The organism is Pyxidicoccus caerfyrddinensis (genome assembly GCF_010894405.1).
Lineage (GTDB): Bacteria > Myxococcota > Myxococcia > Myxococcales > Myxococcaceae > Myxococcus > Myxococcus caerfyrddinensis.
Genome location: NZ_JAAIYA010000005.1, coordinates 354,478 through 374,666 on the forward strand (window position 1 = coordinate 354,478; position 20,189 = coordinate 374,666).

Genomic DNA, 20,189 nt, shown 5'->3' on the forward strand with positions numbered 1-20,189 from the left:
ATGGTCTCCCACCTCGTCACCGCCCTGCGCGCCTGCGTCGTCACGCTGGTGCTCACCGGCGTGCTGTACCCGCTGGCCGTCACCGGAGCGGCGCAGCTGCTCTTCCCCGCCGAGGCCCACGGCTCGCTCGTGAAGGACGAGCAGGGCCGCGTGGTGGGCAGCGCGCTCATCGCCCAGGGCTTCACCCGCGCGGGCTACTTCCAGACGCGCCCCTCCGCCGCCGGTGCGGGTTATGACGGCGCGGCGTCCTCGGGCAGCAACCTGGGGCCCACGTCCCAGAAGCTGAAGGAGCGCGTGGCCGCCGACGCCGAGCGCCTGCGCCGGGAGAACCCGGACGCGCCGGGCCCGGTGCCGGCGGAGCTCGTCACGGCCTCGGCGTCCGGACTCGACCCGCACCTGTCCCCGGAGGCGGTGCGCTGGCAGGTGCCGCGCGTGGTCCGCGCGCGCGGCGTGGCGCCCGAGCGGGTGCTGGCCCTGCTGGACTCGCACGTGGAAGGCCGCACCCTCGGCGTGCTGGGAGAGCCGCGCGTCAACGTGTTGCTCTTGAACCTGGCGATGGACCGGCAGTTCGGCCGGCTGTCGGCGGAGCCCGAGAGTGGGGCGGCGGCTGGTGTCGGTGGAAGCCCGGCGCCGGGAAGGCAGTGAGCCGTGGAGCCCGGCATCCCCGCGTGTCCCCGCTGTGTCCGGTGGCGCTCGACGTGCTCGTTCGCCTTCCACGCCCTGCTGGTCGTCGGGGGCCTCGCCACGCTGTCGGCCCTGATGAGGGACCCTCCGCTCGCGGAGTCGGTGCTGCCGCTGCTCGTCTTCTGGTGCATGGGAGGAGCCGTGTGCGGCGCGGTGTTCCTCCTCGCGAGGTGCTGCCCGTGCCGGCGGAGAAAGCCGGTACGGAAGTGAGCCCCGCCACGCTTCCCATGCATTCCGCCCGCCGCGCGGGCATCCTCGGCCCTGCCCGTCTCCCGAGGGCCCGAGGATGACGATGACGCGGCGCACGCGCGCGGAGGACTTCCTGGAGCTGGTGGAGCGGGGTCGGCGCGGCCGGCTCAAGCTCTACATCGGCTTCGCGGCCGGCGTGGGCAAGACGTACCGCATGCTGGAGGAAGCGCACGCGCTGAAGCGCCGGGGGGTGGACGTGGTGCTCGGCTTCGTGGAGACCCATGGCCGCGCGGACACCCAGGCGCTGGTGGACGGGCTGGAGGTGGTGCCGCGCAAGCCGTACACCTACCGCGACGTCACCGTGGAGGAGATGGACCTGGACGCGGTGCTCGCGCGCAGGCCCCAGGTGGCGGTGGTGGACGAGCTGGCCCACACCAACCTCCCCGTGTGCCGCCACCGCAAGCGCTACCATGACGTGCAGGAGTTGCTGGACGCGGGCATCAACGTCATCGGCGCCTTCAACGTCCAGCACCTGGAGAGCCTCAACGATCTGGTGGAGCGCAACACCGGCGTCACCGTGCGCGAGACGCTCCCGGACAGCTTCCTCAAGGTCGCGGACCAGGTGGTGAACCTGGACCTCGCGGTGGAGGACCTGCACGAGCGGCTCAAGGCGGGGAAGATCTACGCGGAGGACAAGGTGCCCCGCGCGCTGGAGCGCTTCTTCACGCGGGAGAACCTGTCCACGCTGCGCGAACTGGCGCTGCGCGAGGTGGCGGAGAGCCTGGACCGGGCCACCGCCGGGCAGCCTCCACGCGCGGGGGACGAGTCCCCGCAGAAGGGCGCGGCGTGGGGCCGGGTGCTGGTGGCGCTGTCCAGCCATCCGCCGCGCGCGGCCACGCTGCTGCGGCGGGGCTCGCGCATGGCGGGCCGGCTCAACACGGACTGGTTCGTCGTCTACGTGGAGACGCCGCGCGAGGCACCGCACCTCATCGACTCGGAGGCGCAGCGACACCTGCTGGCCAACATCGAGAAGGCGAAGGAGCTGGGCGCGGAGGTGGTACGCCTGCGCTCGAAGGACCCGGTGGAGGCGATTCTCGACTTCGCGCGCTCGCATGGGGTGGGGCACATCATCGTCGGCCGCTCGCACCAGCCGTGGTGGAGGCGCCTGCTGGGCCGCGCGGCGGACGTGCGCCTCTTGCGCGAGGGCGAGGGCTTCGACATCCACGTGGTGGCCTTCGAGCCACCCCAGGAGGAGCGCCGCCCATGACGCTGCGAGAGCGGTTGTTCCTGGCACAGGCGCCGCTGGCGCTCGCCCTGGTGCTGGTGGGCGTGGTGGCCGTCGCCACGCTGTCGCGCCTGGGTCGCTCGGGGCAGGAAATCCTCCAGGACAACTACCGCAGCGTGCTGGCCATGCAGCGGATGACCGAGCAGCTGGAGCGCATGGACAGCGCCGCCCTCTTCATCGTCGCGGGTGAGCGGGAGCGGGGCGTGGCGCAACAGGCTGCACAGCGCGCCCCGCTGGAGGAGGCGCTGCGGCTGCAGGAGGGCAATGTCACCGAGTCGGGCGAGGCCGACGCCACCCGGAGGCTGCGAGAGGCGTGGCGGCGCTATGTGGCGGAGTACGACGCCCTGCTCGCGTTGCCCTCCACGGCGGCCGCGCGGGACGCGTACTTCCGTGCGCTCGAGCCGGCCTTCAGCGAGGCGAAGGCGGCGGCGGCGGCGATTCTCGCGCTGAACCAGGACGCGATGATGGGCAAGAGCGAGGCGCTGCGGCGGCAGAGCACCCGGGTGAACACGCTGATGGTGACGGTGGTGCTGGCGGCCTTCGTGACGGGGCTGTTCGCGTCTACCTCGCTGACGCACCGGGCGCTGCGGCCGGTGTCGGTGCTGTCGCAGGCGGTGCGGCGGCTGGGGCAGGGGGACTACGCGGCGCGCGCGGTGGTGCCGGGGCGGGACGAAATCGCGCAGCTTGGCCGGGACTTCAATGGCATGGCGGAGGCGCTCCAGCAGTACCGGCGGAGCAGCCTGGGCGAGCTGCTCCAGGCGCAGGCCGCGTCACAGGCGGCCATCGACAGCCTGCCGGACCCGGTGGTGGTGTTCGGCGCGGGGGGCGGGCTGCTCAACGTGAATCGCTCGGCGGAGGACGTGCTGCGGCTGTCGCTGGAGGAGGGCGGGGACGTGCTGGGACGCGTGGCGCCCGAGGCGCGCGAGGTGCTGGAGCGGGTGCGCGGGCACGTGCTGGGCGGCCGGGGCGCGTACCAGCCGCGCGGCTACGAGGAGGCGGTGCGGGTGCCACTGCCAGAGGGAGACAGGTGGCTGCTGCCCCGGGCCAGCCCGGTGTACGGAGAGACGGGCGAGGTGGTGGGGGCCACGGTCATCCTCCAGGACGTGACGCGGCTGCGGCGCTTCGACGAGCTGAAGAACGACCTGGTGGCCACGGTGGCACACGAGTTCCGCACGCCGCTGACGTCGCTGCGCATGGCGGTGCACCTGGTGGCCGAGGGCGTGGTGGGGCCGGTGACGGAGAAACAGGCGGACCTGCTCTCCGCGGCGCGCGAGGACTGCGAGCGGCTGCAGGGCATCGTGGATGACCTGCTGGACTTGTCGCGCATCCAGGCGGGGCAGTTGCGGCTGGAGGTGCGCTCGGTGCCGGCGGAGGAGCTGGTGCAGGCGGCACTGGATGCGCAGCGGGCGGTGGCGGAGGAGCGTGGGGTGCGGCTGTCGCGGCGGGTGGCGCTGGACGTGGAGGCGGTGGAGGTGGACCCGGAGCGGCTGGGGCTGGTGTTGGGAAATCTCGTCGGCAACGGGGTGAAGCACACGCCCACGGGGGGCGAGGTGGAGGTGCGGGTGTCGCGCGAGGGCGGGCGGGTGCGCTTCGAGGTGCGGGACACGGGGGAGGGGATTGCGCTGGAGCAGCAGGCGCGAATCTTCGAGAAGTTCTACCGGGCCCCGGGCGCGCCCGAGGGCGGCGCCGGGCTCGGGCTGTCGATTGCGAAGGACATCGTGCAGGCCCACGGCGGAGACCTCGGCGTAGTGAGCTCTCCGGGGCAGGGGAGCACGTTCTGGTTCACGCTGCCGCAGCCGTGAGTCGCCGGCCCTCAGACGTTGGCCTCTCCCTCCAGCTTGCTCATCTCCTCGCGGCGGACGGCGGAGGCGGTGCGGACGATGTCGTTGCACGACATGCCGATCTCCTTCTCCGTCACCTTCTGCCCGAACTGCGGCAGCACGTTCTTCTCCTCGTCGGCCACGTGCGACTTCACCACCTTCTCCAGCTCGCCCACCTTCGCCGCCAGCCCGCTCACGTCGTTCCGTGCGCGGAGCATGTCGGCGATGATGCTCTTCATCTCACCGTGCTCGTCCACCGAGTGCTGAATCTTTTCCTCGCCGATGACCCGGCGCGCGACCGGGTATATCCACCGCTCTTCAATGGTGGAATGCAGCGTGAGCGCCTCCGCGAGCTGGATGCACAGCTCCTTCTTGCTCGCGTCGTCCTGGGCATTGCGGAAGGCCTCGAACAGCGCGTCGACCTCGCGGTGCTGCTGAATCAACAGGTCAATGACGTCCACGGGTGCACTCCTTGGCTGGGGTCCTGTGCCATCCAACGTCCGCACGACCGCCGGGCGTCGCAATCACTGGCACGGGCGCGCGGGGCCTCGCACGCTCCCCACCCCCGAGGCTCGGGGCTTCTCCACGGATATTCCACCGGGCGGACCACGTCCCGCCTGCCGTCGAGCCGCGGGCTTCACCCCTCGCCCGGCGTGCCCGCCTCGTACTTCTTCCGCTTCCGCCACAGCGTGGACGCGTCGATGCCGAGCACCCGCGCCGCCTCGTCCAGCGTGGGCGCCGAGGCCATGACGCGCAGGATGTGCTCGCGCTCCACCTCCTCCAGCGTGTGCGGCCCGCCCAGCGTCATGCCCGGACCCGCCGCCGCGGCGATGCGGTCCGGAAACGCCTGCGGCTCCAGCACCTCCGCAGGCCAGACGATGAGCGCGCGCTCCATCGCATTGCGCAGCTCGCGCACATTGCCCGGCCACGCGTAGGCCAGCAGCATCCTCTCCGTCGCGGGCGACAGCTCCGGCGGCGGCCGCTGCGCCGTCCGCGCGAAGAAGGCCACGAACCGGCGCGCCAGCGGCAGCAGGTCCTCCGGCCGCTCCCGCAGCGCCGGCAGCTTCACCTCGATGACGTTCAGCCGGTACAGCAGGTCCTCGCGGAAGTGTCCCGACGCCACGTCCTTCTCCAAGTCGCGGTTCGTCGCCGCCACCACCCGCACGTCCGCCTTGCGCGTACGCCCCTCGCCCAGCCGCTCGAACTGCTTGTCCTGGAGGAAGCGCAACAGCTGCGCCTGGAGCGCGGGGCTCATCTCCGCGATTTCGTCCAGGAACAGCGTGCCCCCTTCCGCCTGCTCCACGCGCCCCGGCTGGTCCTTCACCGCGCCCGTGAAGGCGCCGCGCATGTGGCCGAACAGCTCGCTGGCCAACAGCTGCTCGGACAGCGTGGGACAGTTCACCGTGACGAAGGGCCTGCGCCGCCGCGCGCTCAGTGAGTGCAGCGCCCTCGCCAGCACGCCCTTGCCCGTGCCGCTCTCGCCCCGCAGCAGCACCGCCGCGTCGGACGCCGCCGCGCGCGTCATCAGTCCTATCGCCGCGTGCATCGCCGGAGAGGCCGTCTCCAGCGTGGCCTCCGGCACCGCCTGCGCGAGCTGACCCTCCAGGCTCTCCAGCTGTGACGACAGCTCGCGGTGCGCTCGCGCCCGGTCCAACACGTGCCGTATCTGCGCGGGGGTGAAGGGCTTGGGGAGGTAGTCGCGCGCGCCGCGCCTCACCGCCTCCACCGCCGTGTCGAACGTCGCGTACGCGGTGATGAGCACGACGTCCAGGTTGGGGGACTCGGCGAGCAGCTTCGGCAGCAGGTCCAGCCCGCTGGACGTGCCCAGCCGCAGGTCTACGAAGGCCAGGTCGGCGGGTCCCTGGGCGAGCGCCGCCAGGGCCGCCTCGGGGGTGGCGGCCTCGCGCACCTCGCAGCCGAAGCCCTCCAGGCACACGCGCAGGGTGTGGCGGATGTTGCGCTCGTCATCCACCACCAGCACCCGCATGGGGCGCTCACCCGTGACTGGCGTCACTTCCGTCCGTCCATCCATGGGTCAATCCTAGGTGCATCCCGCGCGCCCGGCCGGGCGATGTCCGGCACGAGCGGCCACCCGGGGCCCCCATCCGTCGCGCCCTGCACTCCGCAACCGTGGGAGCTTCCGCTTCTTGCAGTCTGCAACCCGAGAGTCCCGGTGACGTCTCGTGCACACCCTGCAAAGTGGTGCTGGCTTTGGTCCCCGCGTTGCAGTGAAACAGGGGGGTATGCGTCTGACAGGGATGATGGCCGGTGGGCCGCCGCCGGGAGATGGTGGCGAGGACAACATCTTCACTCGCGACCGTCCGCCGTCGAGCGGCGAGAAGCGCGTCCGCCAGGGGGTGGTGCTGGCCGTGGTGCTATTGGTGCTCGGTGCGGTGTGGCTGTACCTGCAGGGCGGCGAGAACCGGGCGCTGAACGCCCTGTCTCCCGCGCAGCGAGCGGCCCTGTTCCAGGAGACGCGGGACAGCATCCGGTTGATGTGCCTGAGCGACGCGGGCGTGAAGAAGGCCTTCAAGGGCCGCTGTGCGCAGCAGTCCGACTTCCTCGCCCGCTTCCCCGAGTGCGACGAGGCGTGCAAGCAGGAGATTGCGCCCTTCCTCCCGGAGGCGACCCGGTAGACGGCCGCTCGCTGAAGACAGGCTAGAGTGGCGCCATGGCGAACGCTGGCGATGACACGGCGATGCCTGGTCCGCGAGCCGCCACGTCGAACTCCACGATGGATGCCGTGCTCCCCGGTCCGGACCGGAGCCAGGGGCTTCCCTTCAGGGACTGGGACCGCTACGAGCTCCTCGAGCGACTGGGCCAGGGAGGGATGGGGGAGGTCTTCGAGGCGCGGGACAGGCGGCTCGGGCGGAAGGTTGCCCTCAAGTTCATCCGGGACTCGAACACGGCGCGCGCGGAGCGGTTCCTCCAGGAAGCGAGGACGCAGGTCCGCGTCGACCATCCCCACGTGTGCAAGGTGTTCGAGGTCGGCGAGGTCGATGGAAGGCCCTACATCGCCATGCAGCTCGTCGCGGGTCAGGGGCTGGACCGCGTCGCCGCCGGCCTGTCGCTGCTCGAGAAGGTCCAGGTGATGCGGGACGTCGCCGCCGCCGTCCACGAGGCGCACCGGCTGGGCGTCATCCACCGGGACCTCAAGCCCTCCAACATCCTCGTCGAGCGGCACGAGGGCGGACGTTGCTTCCCCGTCGTCGTGGACTTCGGCTTGGCCTACGACGTCGCCGACGGGCACGACCTCACCCATACGGGGGCGCAGCTGGGAACGCCTTCCTACATGGCGCCGGAGCAGGCCCGGGGAGACCTGGCGCACCTCGACCGCCGCACGGACGTCTACAGCCTGGGCGCCACGCTCTACGAGCTTCTGACGGGCGTGACGCCCTTCATCGCCGCCACGGCCGCGGAAGTCCTGGCGAAGGTGCTCCAGGAGGACCCGCCCTCTCCGCGCGCTCATGTGCCGGGCCTTCCAGGCGACCTGGAGACGCTGGTCCTCAAGTGTCTCAGCAAGGAACCGGACCAGCGCTATGCGTCCGCGCGTGCCCTCGCGGAGGACCTGGGGCGCTACCTGGATGGCGAGCCCATTCTCGCCCGGCGCCCGAGCCTGCTGTATCGCTGGCGGCGCCGCGCGCGGAAGCACCGCGCGCTGGTGGGGGTCTCCGCGCTGTCCCTGGCCAGCATCCTCGTCCTCTCCGTCCTCGGTGCCCGCTCCTGGTTGGAGGCGCGACACACCCGCGCCCAGCTCGCGACGCGAGCCAGGCTGGCCGAGCAGGTCGGCCAGCAGGTCAAGGAGACGGAGTGGTTCCTGCGCACGGCCTACGCCCAGCCGCTGCACGACACCCAGCGGGAGCAGCAGCTCGTCCGCGAGCGGATGGCGCGAATCGCGTCACTGGCGCAGGACCAGGATGCGTATGGCAACGCGCTGATTCACTACGGGCTGGGGCGGGGCCACCTGGCGATGCAGGAGTTCGAGCCGGCGCACGCGGAGCTGATGCAGGCGCTGCGGCTGGGCCTGGACTCACCCGAGCTGCACTACGCCCTGGGGCAGGCGCTCGGCGCGAGGTATCGCCAGGGGCTGGAGGACGCACGGGGAAGAGGTGACAAGGACTGGGTGGCCAGGCGCCAGCAGGCCCTGGCGCGGGAGTACCTGGAGCCCGCGCTGCAATCGCTCGAGCGCAGCAGGGGGCTGGAGCTGGAGTCGCCCCACTACCTCGAAGGGCTCATCGCCTTCTACCGCAAGGACTACGACACGGCGGCCCGGGCGGCCGCGCAGGCCATCGCGGCGGCACCGTGGATGTACGAGGCCCGGAGGCTCGCTGGAGACGTGGCCCATGTGCGCGCCGTGGAGCGGCTGGAGCGCGGGGACTACGGCGCGGCCCGGGCCGGGCTCCAGGAGGCCGTCACGCTGTACGCGCAGGCGCTCGAATCCGGACGGAGCGACGCGAGCAGCTACGAGGCGCTCGCGCAGGCGTGGCTGGAGCGCGCGAACGTGGACATCGACCAGGGCCGGCCTCCCCGGGAGGCGCTGGAGCGCGTGCTGTCGGCCACGGACCAGGCGGTCCAGGCCGCGCCCCAGCGCTCCATCGCCTACAGGCAGCGGGCCTACGCCCTGATGCACCAGTACAACGCGGAGAACATCCAGGGGGCGGTCCAGGCGCTGGAGCCCATTCTCTCGGACTGGATTGCCTCCGGCCTGCGGGCGGTCGAGAGAGACCCGAGCGACGTGTCCGCCCATGATGCGCTCGGCATCGGCCACTACACGCGCGGGCTCTATGAGTGGCGGCACCAGCGCAATCCCCACCCCGCCTGGGATGAGGCCATCGCCTGTCTGAAGCGGGCCCTGGAGCTGCAACCCGACTACCCGTGGGCGCTCAATGACCTGGCGCTCATCCACTTCAACAAGGGCAACCATCTCCGGGAGCACGGCGAGGACTCCCGCCCGGAGCTCGCGGAGGCCGCGCGCTACTTCGAGCAGGCCGCGCGGGCCGACCCGCGGTACCTCTATGCGCAGTCGAATCTGGCGCTCGTGTACAACGTGCTGGCGGACTACGTCCTCGGGCGTGGGTTGGACCCCGAGGAGCACGTCCGGAAGTCCATCGAGGCGGGCGAGCGCAGCCTCGCCATCAACGCGAACTACTACTCGGCGCTGGGCGGCCTGGCCGTCGCGGAGTTGATGCGCGCGCAATACCTGCTGGATTCCGGAGGGGATGTGCGCCCGCCGCTGGAGCGGGCGCGCCAGCAGCTCGAGCGCACGCTGCGCATCAACCCCACGGAGGGGCGCAGCCACCTCTACGCAGCGGAAGCGCACCACCTCGCGGCGCTCCAGGCGATGCGGGACGGAGGCAATCCCGCCGCAGAGCTCGAAGCGGGCCGCCAGTCCCTGGAGCGGGCCTACCGGGGCGCGCCCGGGTGTGTCGACTGTCGCGTCGTCGGAGCGCGCGTGGCGCTCGCGGCGGCGGAGTGGGCTCGGCGGCAGGGAAGGCCGAGCCTGCCGCTGCTGCGCAAGGCGCAAGCCGAGGCCCAGCGCGCCGTGGACATGGTCCCCTACTTCGAGGCCCACCAGGAGCTGGCGCGCGTCTCCTGGCGGTTGGCGCAAGCACTGCCTCCCGGCAGCGCGGGCCCGGTGGTCGCGGACGGCCTGCGCGAGGTGGAGCGGGCGCTTCAGCTCGATGCGAACCTGGCGCAGGCCCACGTCATCCGCGGTGGGTTGCTGCTCATCCGGGCCCGGGGGGCGGACAGGGCTGGCGTGCGCCACGAGGCCGCGCGCCAGTCCCGGGCCGCTTTCGAGCGGGCCTTTGAAATCAACCCGCTGTTGCGACGGCAGTACGAGCAGCTCGCCGGCGAGGTGTTGCCCTTGATGGACGGCCTCGTGGACGCTCGTCCAGGGCAGGACTGAGTTAGTTCGAAACCTTGCCGGTGGTGATGCGGTTGGGTGCTTGATCCGCCGGAGGGCACGGGGGGATGTTGTTCAGGGCCGCGCCGTTCCATTGCTCCAAATTGAAGCGGTCCGGCATGCGCTGGTTGTCCTTGTTGAAGCAGACCGCTCCCTGCTCATCCCAGACGGCCTCGATTTCGCCATCCGGAATCTTCTTGGTGTTGAGCCACGCGTCGTGGATTTGGATTTGGGTGCCTTCCTCCGTGTAGCTGTTGAAGTCATTCGGCTTCACGTTCGGGTGGGCGAAGTAGGCGGCACGCTTTGCCTGGATGCAGGCCCCGAGGAGCAGGGTCGGGTCAGCGCCCGGAGCCTTGAAGACGTCATTCCAGGGCAGGTAGTTCCACTTCTCCATGCAGGTGACGATGGCGCCCGAGACGCAAGCAAGGGTGACCGAGTCCTTCGACTTGCTGATGACACCCGTGGCCCCATTCACCCGGTGCCCCGCCAGGACGGAGAGCGGGAGCGGGAGCGGGAGCTTGATGCCGTTGTTGCTCCCCACCCCTTTGGCGGGCTGCGAGCAGTAGAACCCGAAGACCGGCGACGGGATGCTACTAGTCGACAGCTGCTGGCTCTTGTACCGCGCCTGATAGCGATAGAGCTTGAGGAGGGGGACTGAAGAGCTGGCGAAACGAAGAAGGTCCGGAACCGCAATCTCCTGGAACACGAGCTCGACGCTGTAGCGAATGGATTTATGCTCGAGCACGAAGACCAGGGGCAGGTTGGACAGGAGTGAGCCCATCGCGTGCACGGGCCCCTTCACGCCCTGCGGCTGGTAGACGAAGCCGAGCCGGGAGGGAGGCGAGCTGGCGGGTGACTTCACCTCGCGCAGGGCCGTCAGCGTGGAATCCGAGAGCCGGACCCTGACGCTGCTGCTGGTGACCTCGGTTTCCTTTCCAGCCGCCCAGAGTCGCCCCTTGAGCGTGACGCTCGCCGAGGCGCCAGACTTCGCCGGGATGTTCTCGAAGGACTCCGGGCAGAAGCGCGGGCTTCCTGACGGCTGGAGCCAGAGACAGTAACTGCCGGGGTCGGAGACATAGATGCCGGGACCGTTGCCGGTGCCCTGGCAGACAGTGCCGCCGGGGCAGGTGGTGATGAGTTCGTTGGTACCGCCATCCGTGAGTGGGTCCTTGTCGTCTCCATGGACCACGCCCCCCACGAGTGAAACCATGATGGCCACCAGCGCCAATGTCTGGCGCGGGTCGAGTCTGTCCTTCATGACCGTCTCCCCCTTCCGTGCTGTGCTCGCTCCGGTGCGGCCAGGTCAGGAGCACTGCCCCAAGCAGTGTCTGTCCATGCAGGTGTCCTGGCACGCTGGAGACGATTTGCACGAGGCGTGCCTGACCCCGGAGCGGACAAATCCCGTGCGTTACTCGCGAGGTGCGCGGGGGCGTGGGAGTTGGTAGCGCCGGGCCTTGAACTTGAAGGTCCGCAGCGGCATGCCGATGAGCTGGGCGGCGCGGGTCTGCACGCCTCCAGTGGCCTCCAGCGCCTCGCGCATCCTGCGGTACTCCAGCTCGCGGACCTCCTCGGCGATGGAGCGGAAGCTCCCGGGGGCCTCGCCTTGCGCGGGCCCCGCCGGCGAGGGCGGAGTGGGCTCGTCGCCCGGGGGACGCTGGAGGGAGTCCGGCAGGTGTGAGGCCTCGAGCAAGGGGCCCGTGGCCGTGGTGGCGGCGTACTCCATGACGTTCTTCAGCTCGCGCACGTTGCCCGGCCACGGGTGGGCCCGCAGCACCTCCATGGCGGCGGCGGAGATGCGTGGCGCCGTCCTGCCCACCCGTGCCAGGGCCTCCTGGAGGAAGCGGGTGGCCAGCAGCGGCAGCTCGCGCGGGCGGTTGCGCAGGGGCGGCAGGGTGACGACGGAGGCCGAGAGGCGGAAGAAGAGGTCCTGGCGGAAGCGGCCGGCCTTCACCTCGTCCGCGAGCACGCGGTGGGTGGCGGCGACGATGCGCAGGTCCACCGCGCGCTCACGCGAGTCCCCCAGGCGGGTGATGCGCTGCTGGTCCAGGGCTCGCAACAGCTTGGCCTGGACGGAGAGCGGCAGCTCCGCCACCTCGTCGAGGAAGAGCGTGCCCCCGCTGGCCCGCTCCAGCAGGCCCGCGCGCGAGGCGACCGCGCCGGAGAAGGCGCCTCGCTCGGCGCCGAACAGCTCGCTCTCCACCAGGCTCTCCGGCAGGGCCGAGCAGTTGAGGGCGATGAACGGCCGCTGCGCGCGGGGCGACCAGTGGTGGACGGCCCAGGCGGCGTTCTCCTTTCCCGCGCCCGTCTCGCCATGGATGAGGACGGGGATGGGACTGGAGGCCAGCCGCCGGAGCAGCTCGAAGAGGCGCACCATGGCCTCGTCCGCCACCATCACCGAGCGCTCTCCGAGCGGGAGCTGGTAGAGGTCGGGACCGCTGAGGCGCAGCCCGCCGGAGGGAGCAGCCAGCGCCACGGTCCGGGCCGCGGAGATGAGCGTGTCCGCGTCCAGCCCGTCTTGTGGCGCGGAGGCCACTCCCGCTCTCACCTCGGGAGCCAGCGGCGCCAGGCTCTCCAGCAGGGGCTGGACGACCTCCTCCACCTCGTCCGCCGTCAGCTCGGGCAGCAGGACGAGCAGTTGCGTGGGCCCGCCCCGGCCCACCAGGTCCATCACCCGGAGGCCTCCGCCGAGCGCACGGACGAGCTCCACCAGGGGGACGTCCGTGGGCCCCAGCGCCAGCGCGACGACGCTCATCGCGCGCTCGTAGCGCAGCACCCGCTCGAGCTCCTCCGCCAGCCGGTCCCTCAGCGTGGCGGCGTCCAGCAGGAGCCGCTGCGGCGGCGGGATGTCCCTTCGTTGGAAGACGAGCGTGACGTCTCCCAGCATCGCCACGTCTCCGTTGCGCAGCACCTGCTCGCCAGAGATGAGCTCGCCGTTGACGCGGACGCCGTTGTGGCTGTTGAGGTCGGCGATGCGGGCCTCGCCGTCCACCACGCGCAACCGGGCGTGGCGCCGGCTCACCGAGGCGTCCTGCACGAGGAGCTCGACGCCCGCGCCACGGCCGATGTCGAGCGTGCCATCGCGAGGCAGGGGAACAATCGAGGACGAGCTCCCCTCCAGCACCAGCAGGGAGAGGCGTCCCGGTTCGCCGGGAGACGAGGGGCGCTCCTGGGCCGCATCCACGGTCTCTTTCGTGCTGGGCGGCTCGGAAGGCTCCATGGGGCCAGCAAACCACGGCGGGCCCCATCACGGGCAGGGCAAGGATTGCCCCACGGGCAAGACCTGCCCCGTGCGCGAGGCCCTCGAGGGCAGACATTGCCCTTCGCTCAGGCGGTGGACTGGAGGCCTCGGGGCTCGAGGCGCGTTGGCAGGGCGGCTGCAATAGCCAGACACCGTGGGCGACATCCCACGCCGAACGCAGCAGTGTCTGAAGCAATGACTCACACAAGGAGAATGGAAATGTCTGTAGCCGTCACCAGGCTTCCCGAGCTCAAGCCCACCAACAGCTACGAGGTGGTGGACCCGCCGCTGGCGCACCCGCGGCTCCGGGAGATTGCCCAGGACATCCTGAACGAGTTCAAGGCGTCTGTCTTCCGGGTGGGGCTCGGGATGAGCCTGCCGACGGAGCGGACCAGCTGGGAGCAGTTGGTTCGCGAGCGCATGGAGCGGGCGCCCGCGGAGGTGCGCGCCCGGGTCTCCCAGCGCCTGAAGAACGTGTATGACAATCCCCAGCTGCGGGCGCGGGAGCTGGGCCGCTTCGCGGAGCTGGACCTGACGCACCCCTCGGTGCTGCTGAACGTGCAGCCCCCGCGTGCGCAGCGCGCGGCGTTGCGCCAGCTCGCGCAGCTCTTCAAGGCCCAGGGCAGCCTGGCCTTCCATCCGGAGGTGCAGCTCGAGCGGGCGTCGGGCACCGACCTGCGTCCCCAGGACTACCTGCACACGCGGGTCCGCTTCATGCTCGACAAGGTGTACTGCGTCGACGAGACGTGGCTGGACTGGCCGGGCAGCGACGAGATTGGCATGGGCGGCTTCAGCGTGGATGAGACGGGGGAGGTGGAGAAGATCGCCGCCTTCACCGTGAGCAACGACTTCGACACCGGCGAGACCCGGGACTTCAAGCCGGACAAGTCCGTGCGCACCTTCTCCGTGAAGGAGGGCGGGGAGAACTGGCCCAAGGTGTACCGGGTGACGCTGGCCATGGTGGAGCGCGACTGGGGCGACTTCCCGGGCTGGGTGACCAGCCTGTACGAGAAGGTGAAGGGTCGGCTCAAGGAATACCTGGCGACCGCGGCGGCCGGCGTCGGTGGTGCCATCGGCGGGCCGCTGGGAGCCCTCGTTGGCGCGGTGGCCGGCTGGGTGGTGGGGTGGATCGTCGACAACATCATCGGGTGGATCAAGTCCTGGTGGGAGGATGACCTCATCGCGACCAAGACGTTCACCCTCACGCACGCGGGGCCGCGGGCCACGTTCAGCGGCCAGGCGCGCTCGCCTGTCGCCAAGCGGAGCTGGATTGGCGGCACGGGCGAGTACAACACCTTCTCGTACTGGGAGCTGCTCAAGTAGTGAGGCCCGTGCCGGCCGGGGCGGCCATTGCCCCGGCGGGCGCGGTCCGAGCGGAGCCTCGCATGCGTGGGCGCGCGGTGGATTGGGAGCAGCCGGTGGTGGTGGCGGTGGTGGACAGCGGCATCGACGCAGGCCATGCGTGGTTTGCTGGCGCGCCACTCGTGGTGAGGGACTTCACCGGGGAGGGCCTGGGGGATGTGAGCGGACACGGCACCTTCCACGCCGGACAGGTCTGGCACCTGGCGGCAGGGCGCTGCCGGCTGCTGGTGGCGCGGGTGGTGGCGGCGGATGACGTGGCTCGGCCCGAGGCGGTGGTGGAGGCGTTGGCCTGGGCGCGGGACGAGGGGGCGGAGGTGGTGTCCATTGGCCTGGGCGCGGAAGTCGCTCCACCCCGGTTGCACGCCGCGGTGCGCGAGGTGGCGGCCAGAGCGGCCGTGGTGGCGCCCGTGGGAAACGTCCTCTGCTACGAGCCGGGCCCGGCGGCCCTGTACCCGGCGCGCTACGAAGAGGTGCTGGGGGCGGGTACCCGCGCCAGGGACGGCAGGCCGGGCACGGCGGGGTGTGCGGGCCTGGATGTGAGGGCCGAAGGTGAGGCGGAAGGCCCCTGGACGGGTGGGAGCCGGGAGGTGCGCCTGGGCACTTCCGTGGCGGCCGCGCGAGTGGCGGGCCGGGTGGCCGGGCTGCTGAGCCTGGAGCCCTGGCTGCGCGAGGCCGTGCGCGCGGGGCGGGCGCGGCAGGTGCTGCTGGCGAGGCTGGGCTCGGACGGAGGTCTTCATCACGAGGGGGTGCCATGACGGACCCGCGCGCCAGTCCGCCGGACGAGCAATGGAGCCTCCGCCCGCCCACCCGTTCCCAGGGCGCTCCACTTGAGGTGTGGGTGGCTCACTCCGAGGGAGGATGTCAGGGGGACCGGCGGGCCGCACCCGGCTGATCGCCCCGCTTCAGGGGTGGGGGTACACCCCGGATTCTCCGGTCCTCGCGGGCCCTGGGTGATACGGGGTGTGGGGGCTTAGCAGCGGGGTGCTCAGTCCGGTATCCTACGCCGCGTGGCGGATCAGCGGTCCGCCCGGGCATCGGGGGCCCCTCTCATTTGGGGCCCGCGGAAGGAAGGCGACATGTGCTGGCGCAGCAGGCCCTGCTCTGGGCCCCGCATCAATTGCCGGGCCCTGGCCAGGAATGGCGAGAGCCTGGAGTGCTCGGGGACCGCTCACGGTAGGGAGAGTGCCCGGTGCGGCTGAAGCTGAAGTTGATGCAGAAGATGATGGTGGTGCCCGCGGTGGCCGGCGTGTTCCTCGTCGCCATCCTCGTGGCGTTCGTGACGCTGGGCATGCTGTCGGGCCGTGTGTACGAGCGCATCAACTCCTCCCACGTGCCCACCATCGAGCTGAGCCGCGAGGTGAACCTCCGCTACCCGGGGCTCCACCGCGGCGTCATGGCCGAGGTGACGCGCAAGGCGGAGGGCGGGCTGGAGCCGCTGCGCACGGAGCTGAAGGAGCTGCAGGTGAAGCTCGACCTGGCGCGCGAGGTGTCGGGCGCGAAGGTGGAGCGGGCCGACGCGCTCAAGGGCGCGCTGACGGCGTACTGGACGGACGCCGAGCAGGCCCTGTCGCTCGCGGTGAAGGGTGACGCGCAGGCGGACGCCGCGCGCGCGAAGCTCGAGGCCGCCTACCAGTCGCTCCACGGCGCGTTCAAGCAGGCCGCGGAGGAGGACGCGCAGACCATCGGCATCGCGTACGACGAGCTGAAGGGGCTGCAAGTCACCATGCAGGTGCTGGTCATCGTGCTGGTGGTGGCGGGCATCACCCTGACGGTGCTGCTGGCGCTCTGGCTGCACCGCGAGGTGACGGTGCCGGTGGGCCGGCTGACGGCGGTGGCCACGCGGATTGCGCAGGAGGGAGACCTCACGCAGGCCATCGACACGAGCGCGCAGGACGAGGTGGGCGAGCTGGCGCGCGGCTTCAAGGTGATGGTGGACCGGCTGCGCAGCGTGCCGAGCACCATTGCCTCCGTGGTGACGGACCTGTCCGCGGCGGCCGGGCGCCTGACGCAGGCCAGCCAGGACCAGGTGAACTTCCTCACCAACCAGTCCCGCAGCCTCACCGAGGCGAGCACCACGATTGCCGAAATCGCCCAGACGTCCAGCATGGCCGCCAGCCGCGCGGAGATGGTGCTGAAGGTGGCGGCGCAGGCGGACGCGTTCAGCGCCTCGGGCCAGGCGTCGATTGAGCAGAGCGCCGAGGGACTCCAGCAGATTCGCCAGCGGGTGGGCGCGCTCGTCGGCAGCATCGCGCACCTGAGCGACCAGGCCGTGCACGCGGGCGAAATCATCAGCAGCGTGAAGGACCTGGCGGACCAGTCCAACGTGCTGGCGCTGAACGCGGCGATTGAGGCCGCGCGCGCGGGCGAAGAGGGCCGGGGCTTCGCGGTGGTGGCGCGCGAGATGCGCTCGCTCAGCGGTCAGTCGCTGCAGAGCACGCAGCGCATCGGCAAGATTCTCCTGGAGATCAACCAGGCCATCCGCCAGACGGTGTCGATTGCGGAGGGTGACAGCCAGAAGATGGAGGAGGGCATCGAGCAGGTGCTCTCCTCGGCGAACACGCTGAAGGAAATCACCACGGTGGTGCAGGAGAGCAGCCAGGCCGCCCGGCAGATTGTCGCCTCCGTCACCCAGCAGAACGCGGGCATCGCGCAGATGACCGAGGTGATGACGCAGCTGTCGACGATGATGGCGGACGTGGTGACGGCGACGATGACGGCCGAGGAGGCCGTGATGTCCATCAACACGTCGCTGGGTCAGCTGAAGGACCTGTCGACCACGTTCCGCGTCTGAGCTGCGAAGAGGCGAACTTGGAGGGCGCCACCGTGCGAGGTGGCGCCCCGGCCTGTTTCGAACTCCGCGGGGCCCTACCGATGAATCACGGACCGTCCGGGCCCGGGTTGCCGTTGCCGCTGTCGGCGACGTAGCGCCATTGGCCGTCGGGCTGCCGGCGCCAGACGGAGAGGTACTTCACGTAGTGGGTTTCCGGCTTGTTGTCCGGGCCGGGCGAGACGGAGACGGCGCGGCCCACGGTGTAGGCCAGGTCGCCCGAGCTGGAAGCGCCGCCGAGCTTCGGCTCCCAGCGCAGGTCCACCGCACGGGGGATGGGCCCGTAGCCTTCCTTGATGGCGTCGTGGCCGAAGAAGCCGCTGGGGCCGCCGGGAATCACCGCGTTGGGCGCGGCCCAGGTGACGAAGGCCTGGCCCATGCCCTCGCGCGTGGACTGCTCGGAGAAGGCGGAGTCGGCGGCAAACGCCTCCGCCAGCACGTCCGAGGACGCCGCGGGCGCGGCCGGAGCCGTGTCGGTGGACACCGCCGAGAAGGAGGGCGGCACGGCAAGCGGGCCGCGAGCCTTGCCGAACACAGCGGCCGCGAGCCGCCACGGGCCTTCCGGCGTCCGCGTCCACACCGTGAGGTAGCGCTGGTAGCGCTTGGCGGGCTTCGGCTTGGGTGGCGCTCCAGGTGCGGCAGGCGCTCCAGGTGCGGCGGGCGCGGCAGGCGCTCCAGGTGACGAGACGCCGGGCGCGGGAGGGGCCGCGGCACCGGGGGCCGCTGTCGCTCCGGCCGCTCCGGGAGCCGCGGCGCCCGTCGCCGCGCCTCCGGTCGAGTCGAGCAGCACCTGCCCCACCGCGTAACCCATCCGTCCGTCCGCGCTCACGTCCCAGACCAGGGCCTCCGCGCTGAGGACGCCGTCCCGCTCCAGCGGCTCGGCGGAGAGCTTCGCGCGGATGGCGTCGACACCGCGCAGCGTGTACTGCCCGTCCAGCAGCAGCAGCGCATCTGGGGCGGCGGACGCGGCAAGGCCCTCCGCGGACCCCTTCTTCGCCATTGCGTCGGCCATGGCGGCTTCGGCGGCGCGAAGCGACTCGCGCGCCTCGGCCGGTGACAGCGCCGCCTTCGCCGTGGCGGCGGGTGCTTCCTCCGTGGACGGCGCGCGGCCGGAAGCTCCCGGACCGGCGCAGGCCGTGGTGACCAGTGACACGAGGACAACGGCTCCCGCGAGCTGCTGCTTCATGACTTCCTCCGTGGTGTCTTCACAATCATTCGCCCTGCATCAGCCCGGTGATGCGGCCGTCATCGTGCACGGTGATGCGGCGGGCCGCCGGCTCGCGAGGCAGGCCGGGCATGGTGAGGATGTCGCCCGTGAGCGCCACCATGAAGCCCGCGCCCGCGGACAGCCGCACCTCGCGCACCGTCAGCGTGAAGCCGCGAGGCCGCCCCGGCTTCGCCGGGTCATCCGACAGCGACAGGTGCGTCTTCGCCATGCACACCGGCAGCTCCGCGCCACCCAGCTCGCGCACCATCTGCAAATCCTTCATCGCCCCCGCCGTGAAGGCCACGTCGTCCGCGCCGTACACCGTGCGGGCAATCGCGCGGACCTTCTCCTCGGGGCTCTGCGTCAGCTCGTACAGGAAGCGCGGGCGAGGCGGCGCGGCGTCCGTGCGGTCCAGCATCTCCAGCACGCGGTCCGCCAGCTCCAGCGAGCCTTCTCCGCCGCGCGAGAAGCCCTCGCACACGGCCATCTCCACGCCGCGCTCACGGCCGAAGGCGCGCAGCTCCTCCAGCTCCGCCTCCGTGTCCTGCGGGAAGCGGTTGACGCACATGACGGCCGGCAGGCCGAAGGCCGCCACCGACTCCAGGTGTTTTTCCAGGTGGGCGAAGCCGCGCACCAGCGCCTCGCGGTCGGGCTCGGCCACGCGCGCGGCAGCGGCGCCACCGTGGTGCTTCAGCGCGCGCAGCGTCACCACCAGCATCACGCCCCGGGGCCAGATGCCCGCGTTGCGGCACTTGATGTCGAGGAACTTCTCCGCGCCCAGGTCGAAGCCGAAGCCGGCCTCCGTCACCACTTCGTCCGCGTAGGCCAGGCCCATCCGCGTGCCCAGCACGGAGCTGCACCCGTGCGCGATGTTGCCGAAGGGGCCCGCGTGCACCAGCGCCGGCCCGCCCTCGCGCGTCTGCACGAGGTTGGGCATCAGCGCGTCCTTGAGCACCGCCACCATGGCCGCCGCCGCGTCCACGTCCCGTGCGCGCACCGGCTTGCCGTCCGGCGAGTGGCCCACGACGATGCGCGCCAGCCGCGTCTCCAGGTCCTTGAGCCCGTCGGCCAGGGCGAGGATGGCCATGACCTCGCTGGCGGCGGTGATGTCGAAGGCGGCCTCGCGCGGCACGCCGTGCGCCTTGCCACCGAGGCCGACGATGACGTTGCGCAGGAACCTGTCGTTCATGTCCATCGCGCGCCGCCAGCGCACGCGCGTGGAGTCGATGGCCACCGGCTGGCCGTAATACACGGCGTTGTCCACCAGCGCGGCGAGCAGGTTGTTGGCGCTGGTAATCGCGTGCAGGTCGCCGGTGAAGTGCAGGTTGATGTCGGCCGCGGGCTCCAGGCTGGCCTGCCCGCCGCCGGTGCCACCGCCCTTCACGCCGAAGACGGGGCCCAGGGACGGCTCGCGCAGGGCGGCCACCGCGCGGCGTCCGCGCTTGCGCAGGCCCATGGCCAGGGCCACGGACATGGTGGTCTTCCCCTCGCCCGGAGGCGTGGGGTTGATGGCGGACACGAGCACCAGGCGGCCCTGCTTGCCGCCCTGCTTGCCGAGCGCGTCCAGCGACACCTTCGCGCGGTTCGTGCCCCAGGGCAGCACGTGGTCGGGGGACAGGCCCAGCTCGGCGCCCACTTCGGCGATGGGTCTCAGCGTCATGCCGCGACTCTC

The 20,189-nt window shown here is 71.3% G+C and carries 14 protein-coding genes; 8 read left to right on the forward strand and 6 right to left on the reverse strand.

All coding sequences use genetic code 11. The features are described from left to right. From kdpC to G4D86_RS14270, 3 genes are all read left to right on the forward strand, one after another. Positions 1-645: a potassium-transporting ATPase subunit KdpC gene (kdpC, locus tag G4D86_RS14260; protein ID WP_163993755.1), complete on the forward strand. Its 645-nt coding sequence runs from the start codon at positions 1-3 to the stop codon at positions 643-645. Between the two features lie 325 nt (positions 646-970). Next, positions 971-2,140 (forward strand): sensor protein KdpD, encoded by a 1,170-nt coding sequence (locus tag G4D86_RS14265; RefSeq protein ID WP_163993757.1) that lies wholly within the window; start codon positions 971-973, stop codon positions 2,138-2,140. Beyond that, positions 2,137-3,960, forward strand: coding sequence for a HAMP domain-containing sensor histidine kinase (locus G4D86_RS14270; protein WP_163993759.1), 1,824 nt, complete (start codon positions 2,137-2,139; stop codon positions 3,958-3,960). Before G4D86_RS14265 ends, G4D86_RS14270 begins: the two co-directional genes overlap by 4 nt. Before the next feature lie 11 nt (positions 3,961-3,971). Here the strand turns inward: G4D86_RS14270 and G4D86_RS14275 are convergent, their stop codons facing one another. Both G4D86_RS14275 and G4D86_RS14280 read right to left on the reverse strand, forming a co-directional pair. Beyond that, positions 3,972-4,439: a hemerythrin domain-containing protein gene (locus G4D86_RS14275; RefSeq protein WP_163993761.1), complete on the reverse strand. Its 468-nt coding sequence runs from the start codon at positions 4,437-4,439 to the stop codon at positions 3,972-3,974. A gap of 176 nt (positions 4,440-4,615) precedes the next feature. Then, positions 4,616-5,965, reverse strand: a complete 1,350-nt coding sequence (locus tag G4D86_RS14280; RefSeq protein ID WP_163994196.1) for a sigma-54-dependent transcriptional regulator — start codon at positions 5,963-5,965, stop codon at positions 4,616-4,618. Between the two features lie 256 nt (positions 5,966-6,221). Here G4D86_RS14280 and G4D86_RS14285 point away from each other — a divergent pair, with 256 nt between their 5' ends. Further along, positions 6,222-6,614 (forward strand): hypothetical protein, encoded by a 393-nt coding sequence (locus tag G4D86_RS14285; protein ID WP_163993763.1) that lies wholly within the window; start codon positions 6,222-6,224, stop codon positions 6,612-6,614. A 35-nt stretch (positions 6,615-6,649) separates the two neighbouring features. After that, a complete protein-coding gene (locus G4D86_RS14290) occupies positions 6,650-9,886 on the forward strand; it encodes a protein kinase domain-containing protein (RefSeq protein WP_163993765.1) in 3,237 nt (1,078 codons plus the stop codon). 1 nt (position 9,887) lies between these two features. Here the strand turns inward: G4D86_RS14290 and G4D86_RS14295 are convergent, their stop codons facing one another. Both G4D86_RS14295 and G4D86_RS14300 read right to left on the reverse strand, forming a co-directional pair. Continuing rightward, entirely contained in the window at positions 9,888-11,141 is a 1,254-nt protein-coding gene (locus G4D86_RS14295) for an ADYC domain-containing protein (protein ID WP_163993767.1), read from the reverse strand. A gap of 150 nt (positions 11,142-11,291) precedes the next feature. Beyond that, positions 11,292-13,100, reverse strand: a complete 1,809-nt coding sequence (locus G4D86_RS14300) for a sigma 54-interacting transcriptional regulator (protein ID WP_240360238.1) — start codon at positions 13,098-13,100, stop codon at positions 11,292-11,294. Between the two features lie 240 nt (positions 13,101-13,340). Here G4D86_RS14300 and G4D86_RS14305 point away from each other — a divergent pair, with 240 nt between their 5' ends. The 3 genes from G4D86_RS14305 to G4D86_RS14315 all read left to right on the forward strand — a co-directional run bounded on the left by G4D86_RS14305 (position 13,341) and on the right by G4D86_RS14315 (position 17,274). Continuing rightward, positions 13,341-14,444 carry a protein kinase family protein gene (locus G4D86_RS14305; protein ID WP_163993770.1) on the forward strand — a complete coding sequence of 368 codons (1,104 nt, stop codon included), beginning with the start codon at positions 13,341-13,343 and terminating at the stop codon, positions 14,442-14,444. Positions 14,445-14,506: 62 nt separating this feature from the next. After that, positions 14,507-15,238 carry a S8 family serine peptidase gene (locus G4D86_RS14310; protein WP_163993772.1) on the forward strand — a complete coding sequence of 244 codons (732 nt, stop codon included), beginning with the start codon at positions 14,507-14,509 and terminating at the stop codon, positions 15,236-15,238. Between the two features lie 434 nt (positions 15,239-15,672). Then, complete coding sequence (locus G4D86_RS14315; RefSeq protein ID WP_240360239.1) at positions 15,673-17,274, forward strand: methyl-accepting chemotaxis protein; 1,602 nt, start codon at positions 15,673-15,675, stop codon at positions 17,272-17,274. Positions 17,275-17,359: 85 nt separating this feature from the next. Here the strand turns inward: G4D86_RS14315 and G4D86_RS14320 are convergent, their stop codons facing one another. Together G4D86_RS14320 and G4D86_RS14325 are read right to left on the reverse strand one after the other, a co-directional pair. Then, positions 17,360-18,496, reverse strand: coding sequence for a YybH family protein (locus G4D86_RS14320; protein WP_163993263.1), 1,137 nt, complete (start codon positions 18,494-18,496; stop codon positions 17,360-17,362). A gap of 25 nt (positions 18,497-18,521) precedes the next feature. Then, complete coding sequence (locus G4D86_RS14325) at positions 18,522-20,177, reverse strand: formate--tetrahydrofolate ligase (protein WP_163993774.1); 1,656 nt, start codon at positions 20,175-20,177, stop codon at positions 18,522-18,524. Between the last annotated feature and the right edge of the window lie 12 nt (positions 20,178-20,189).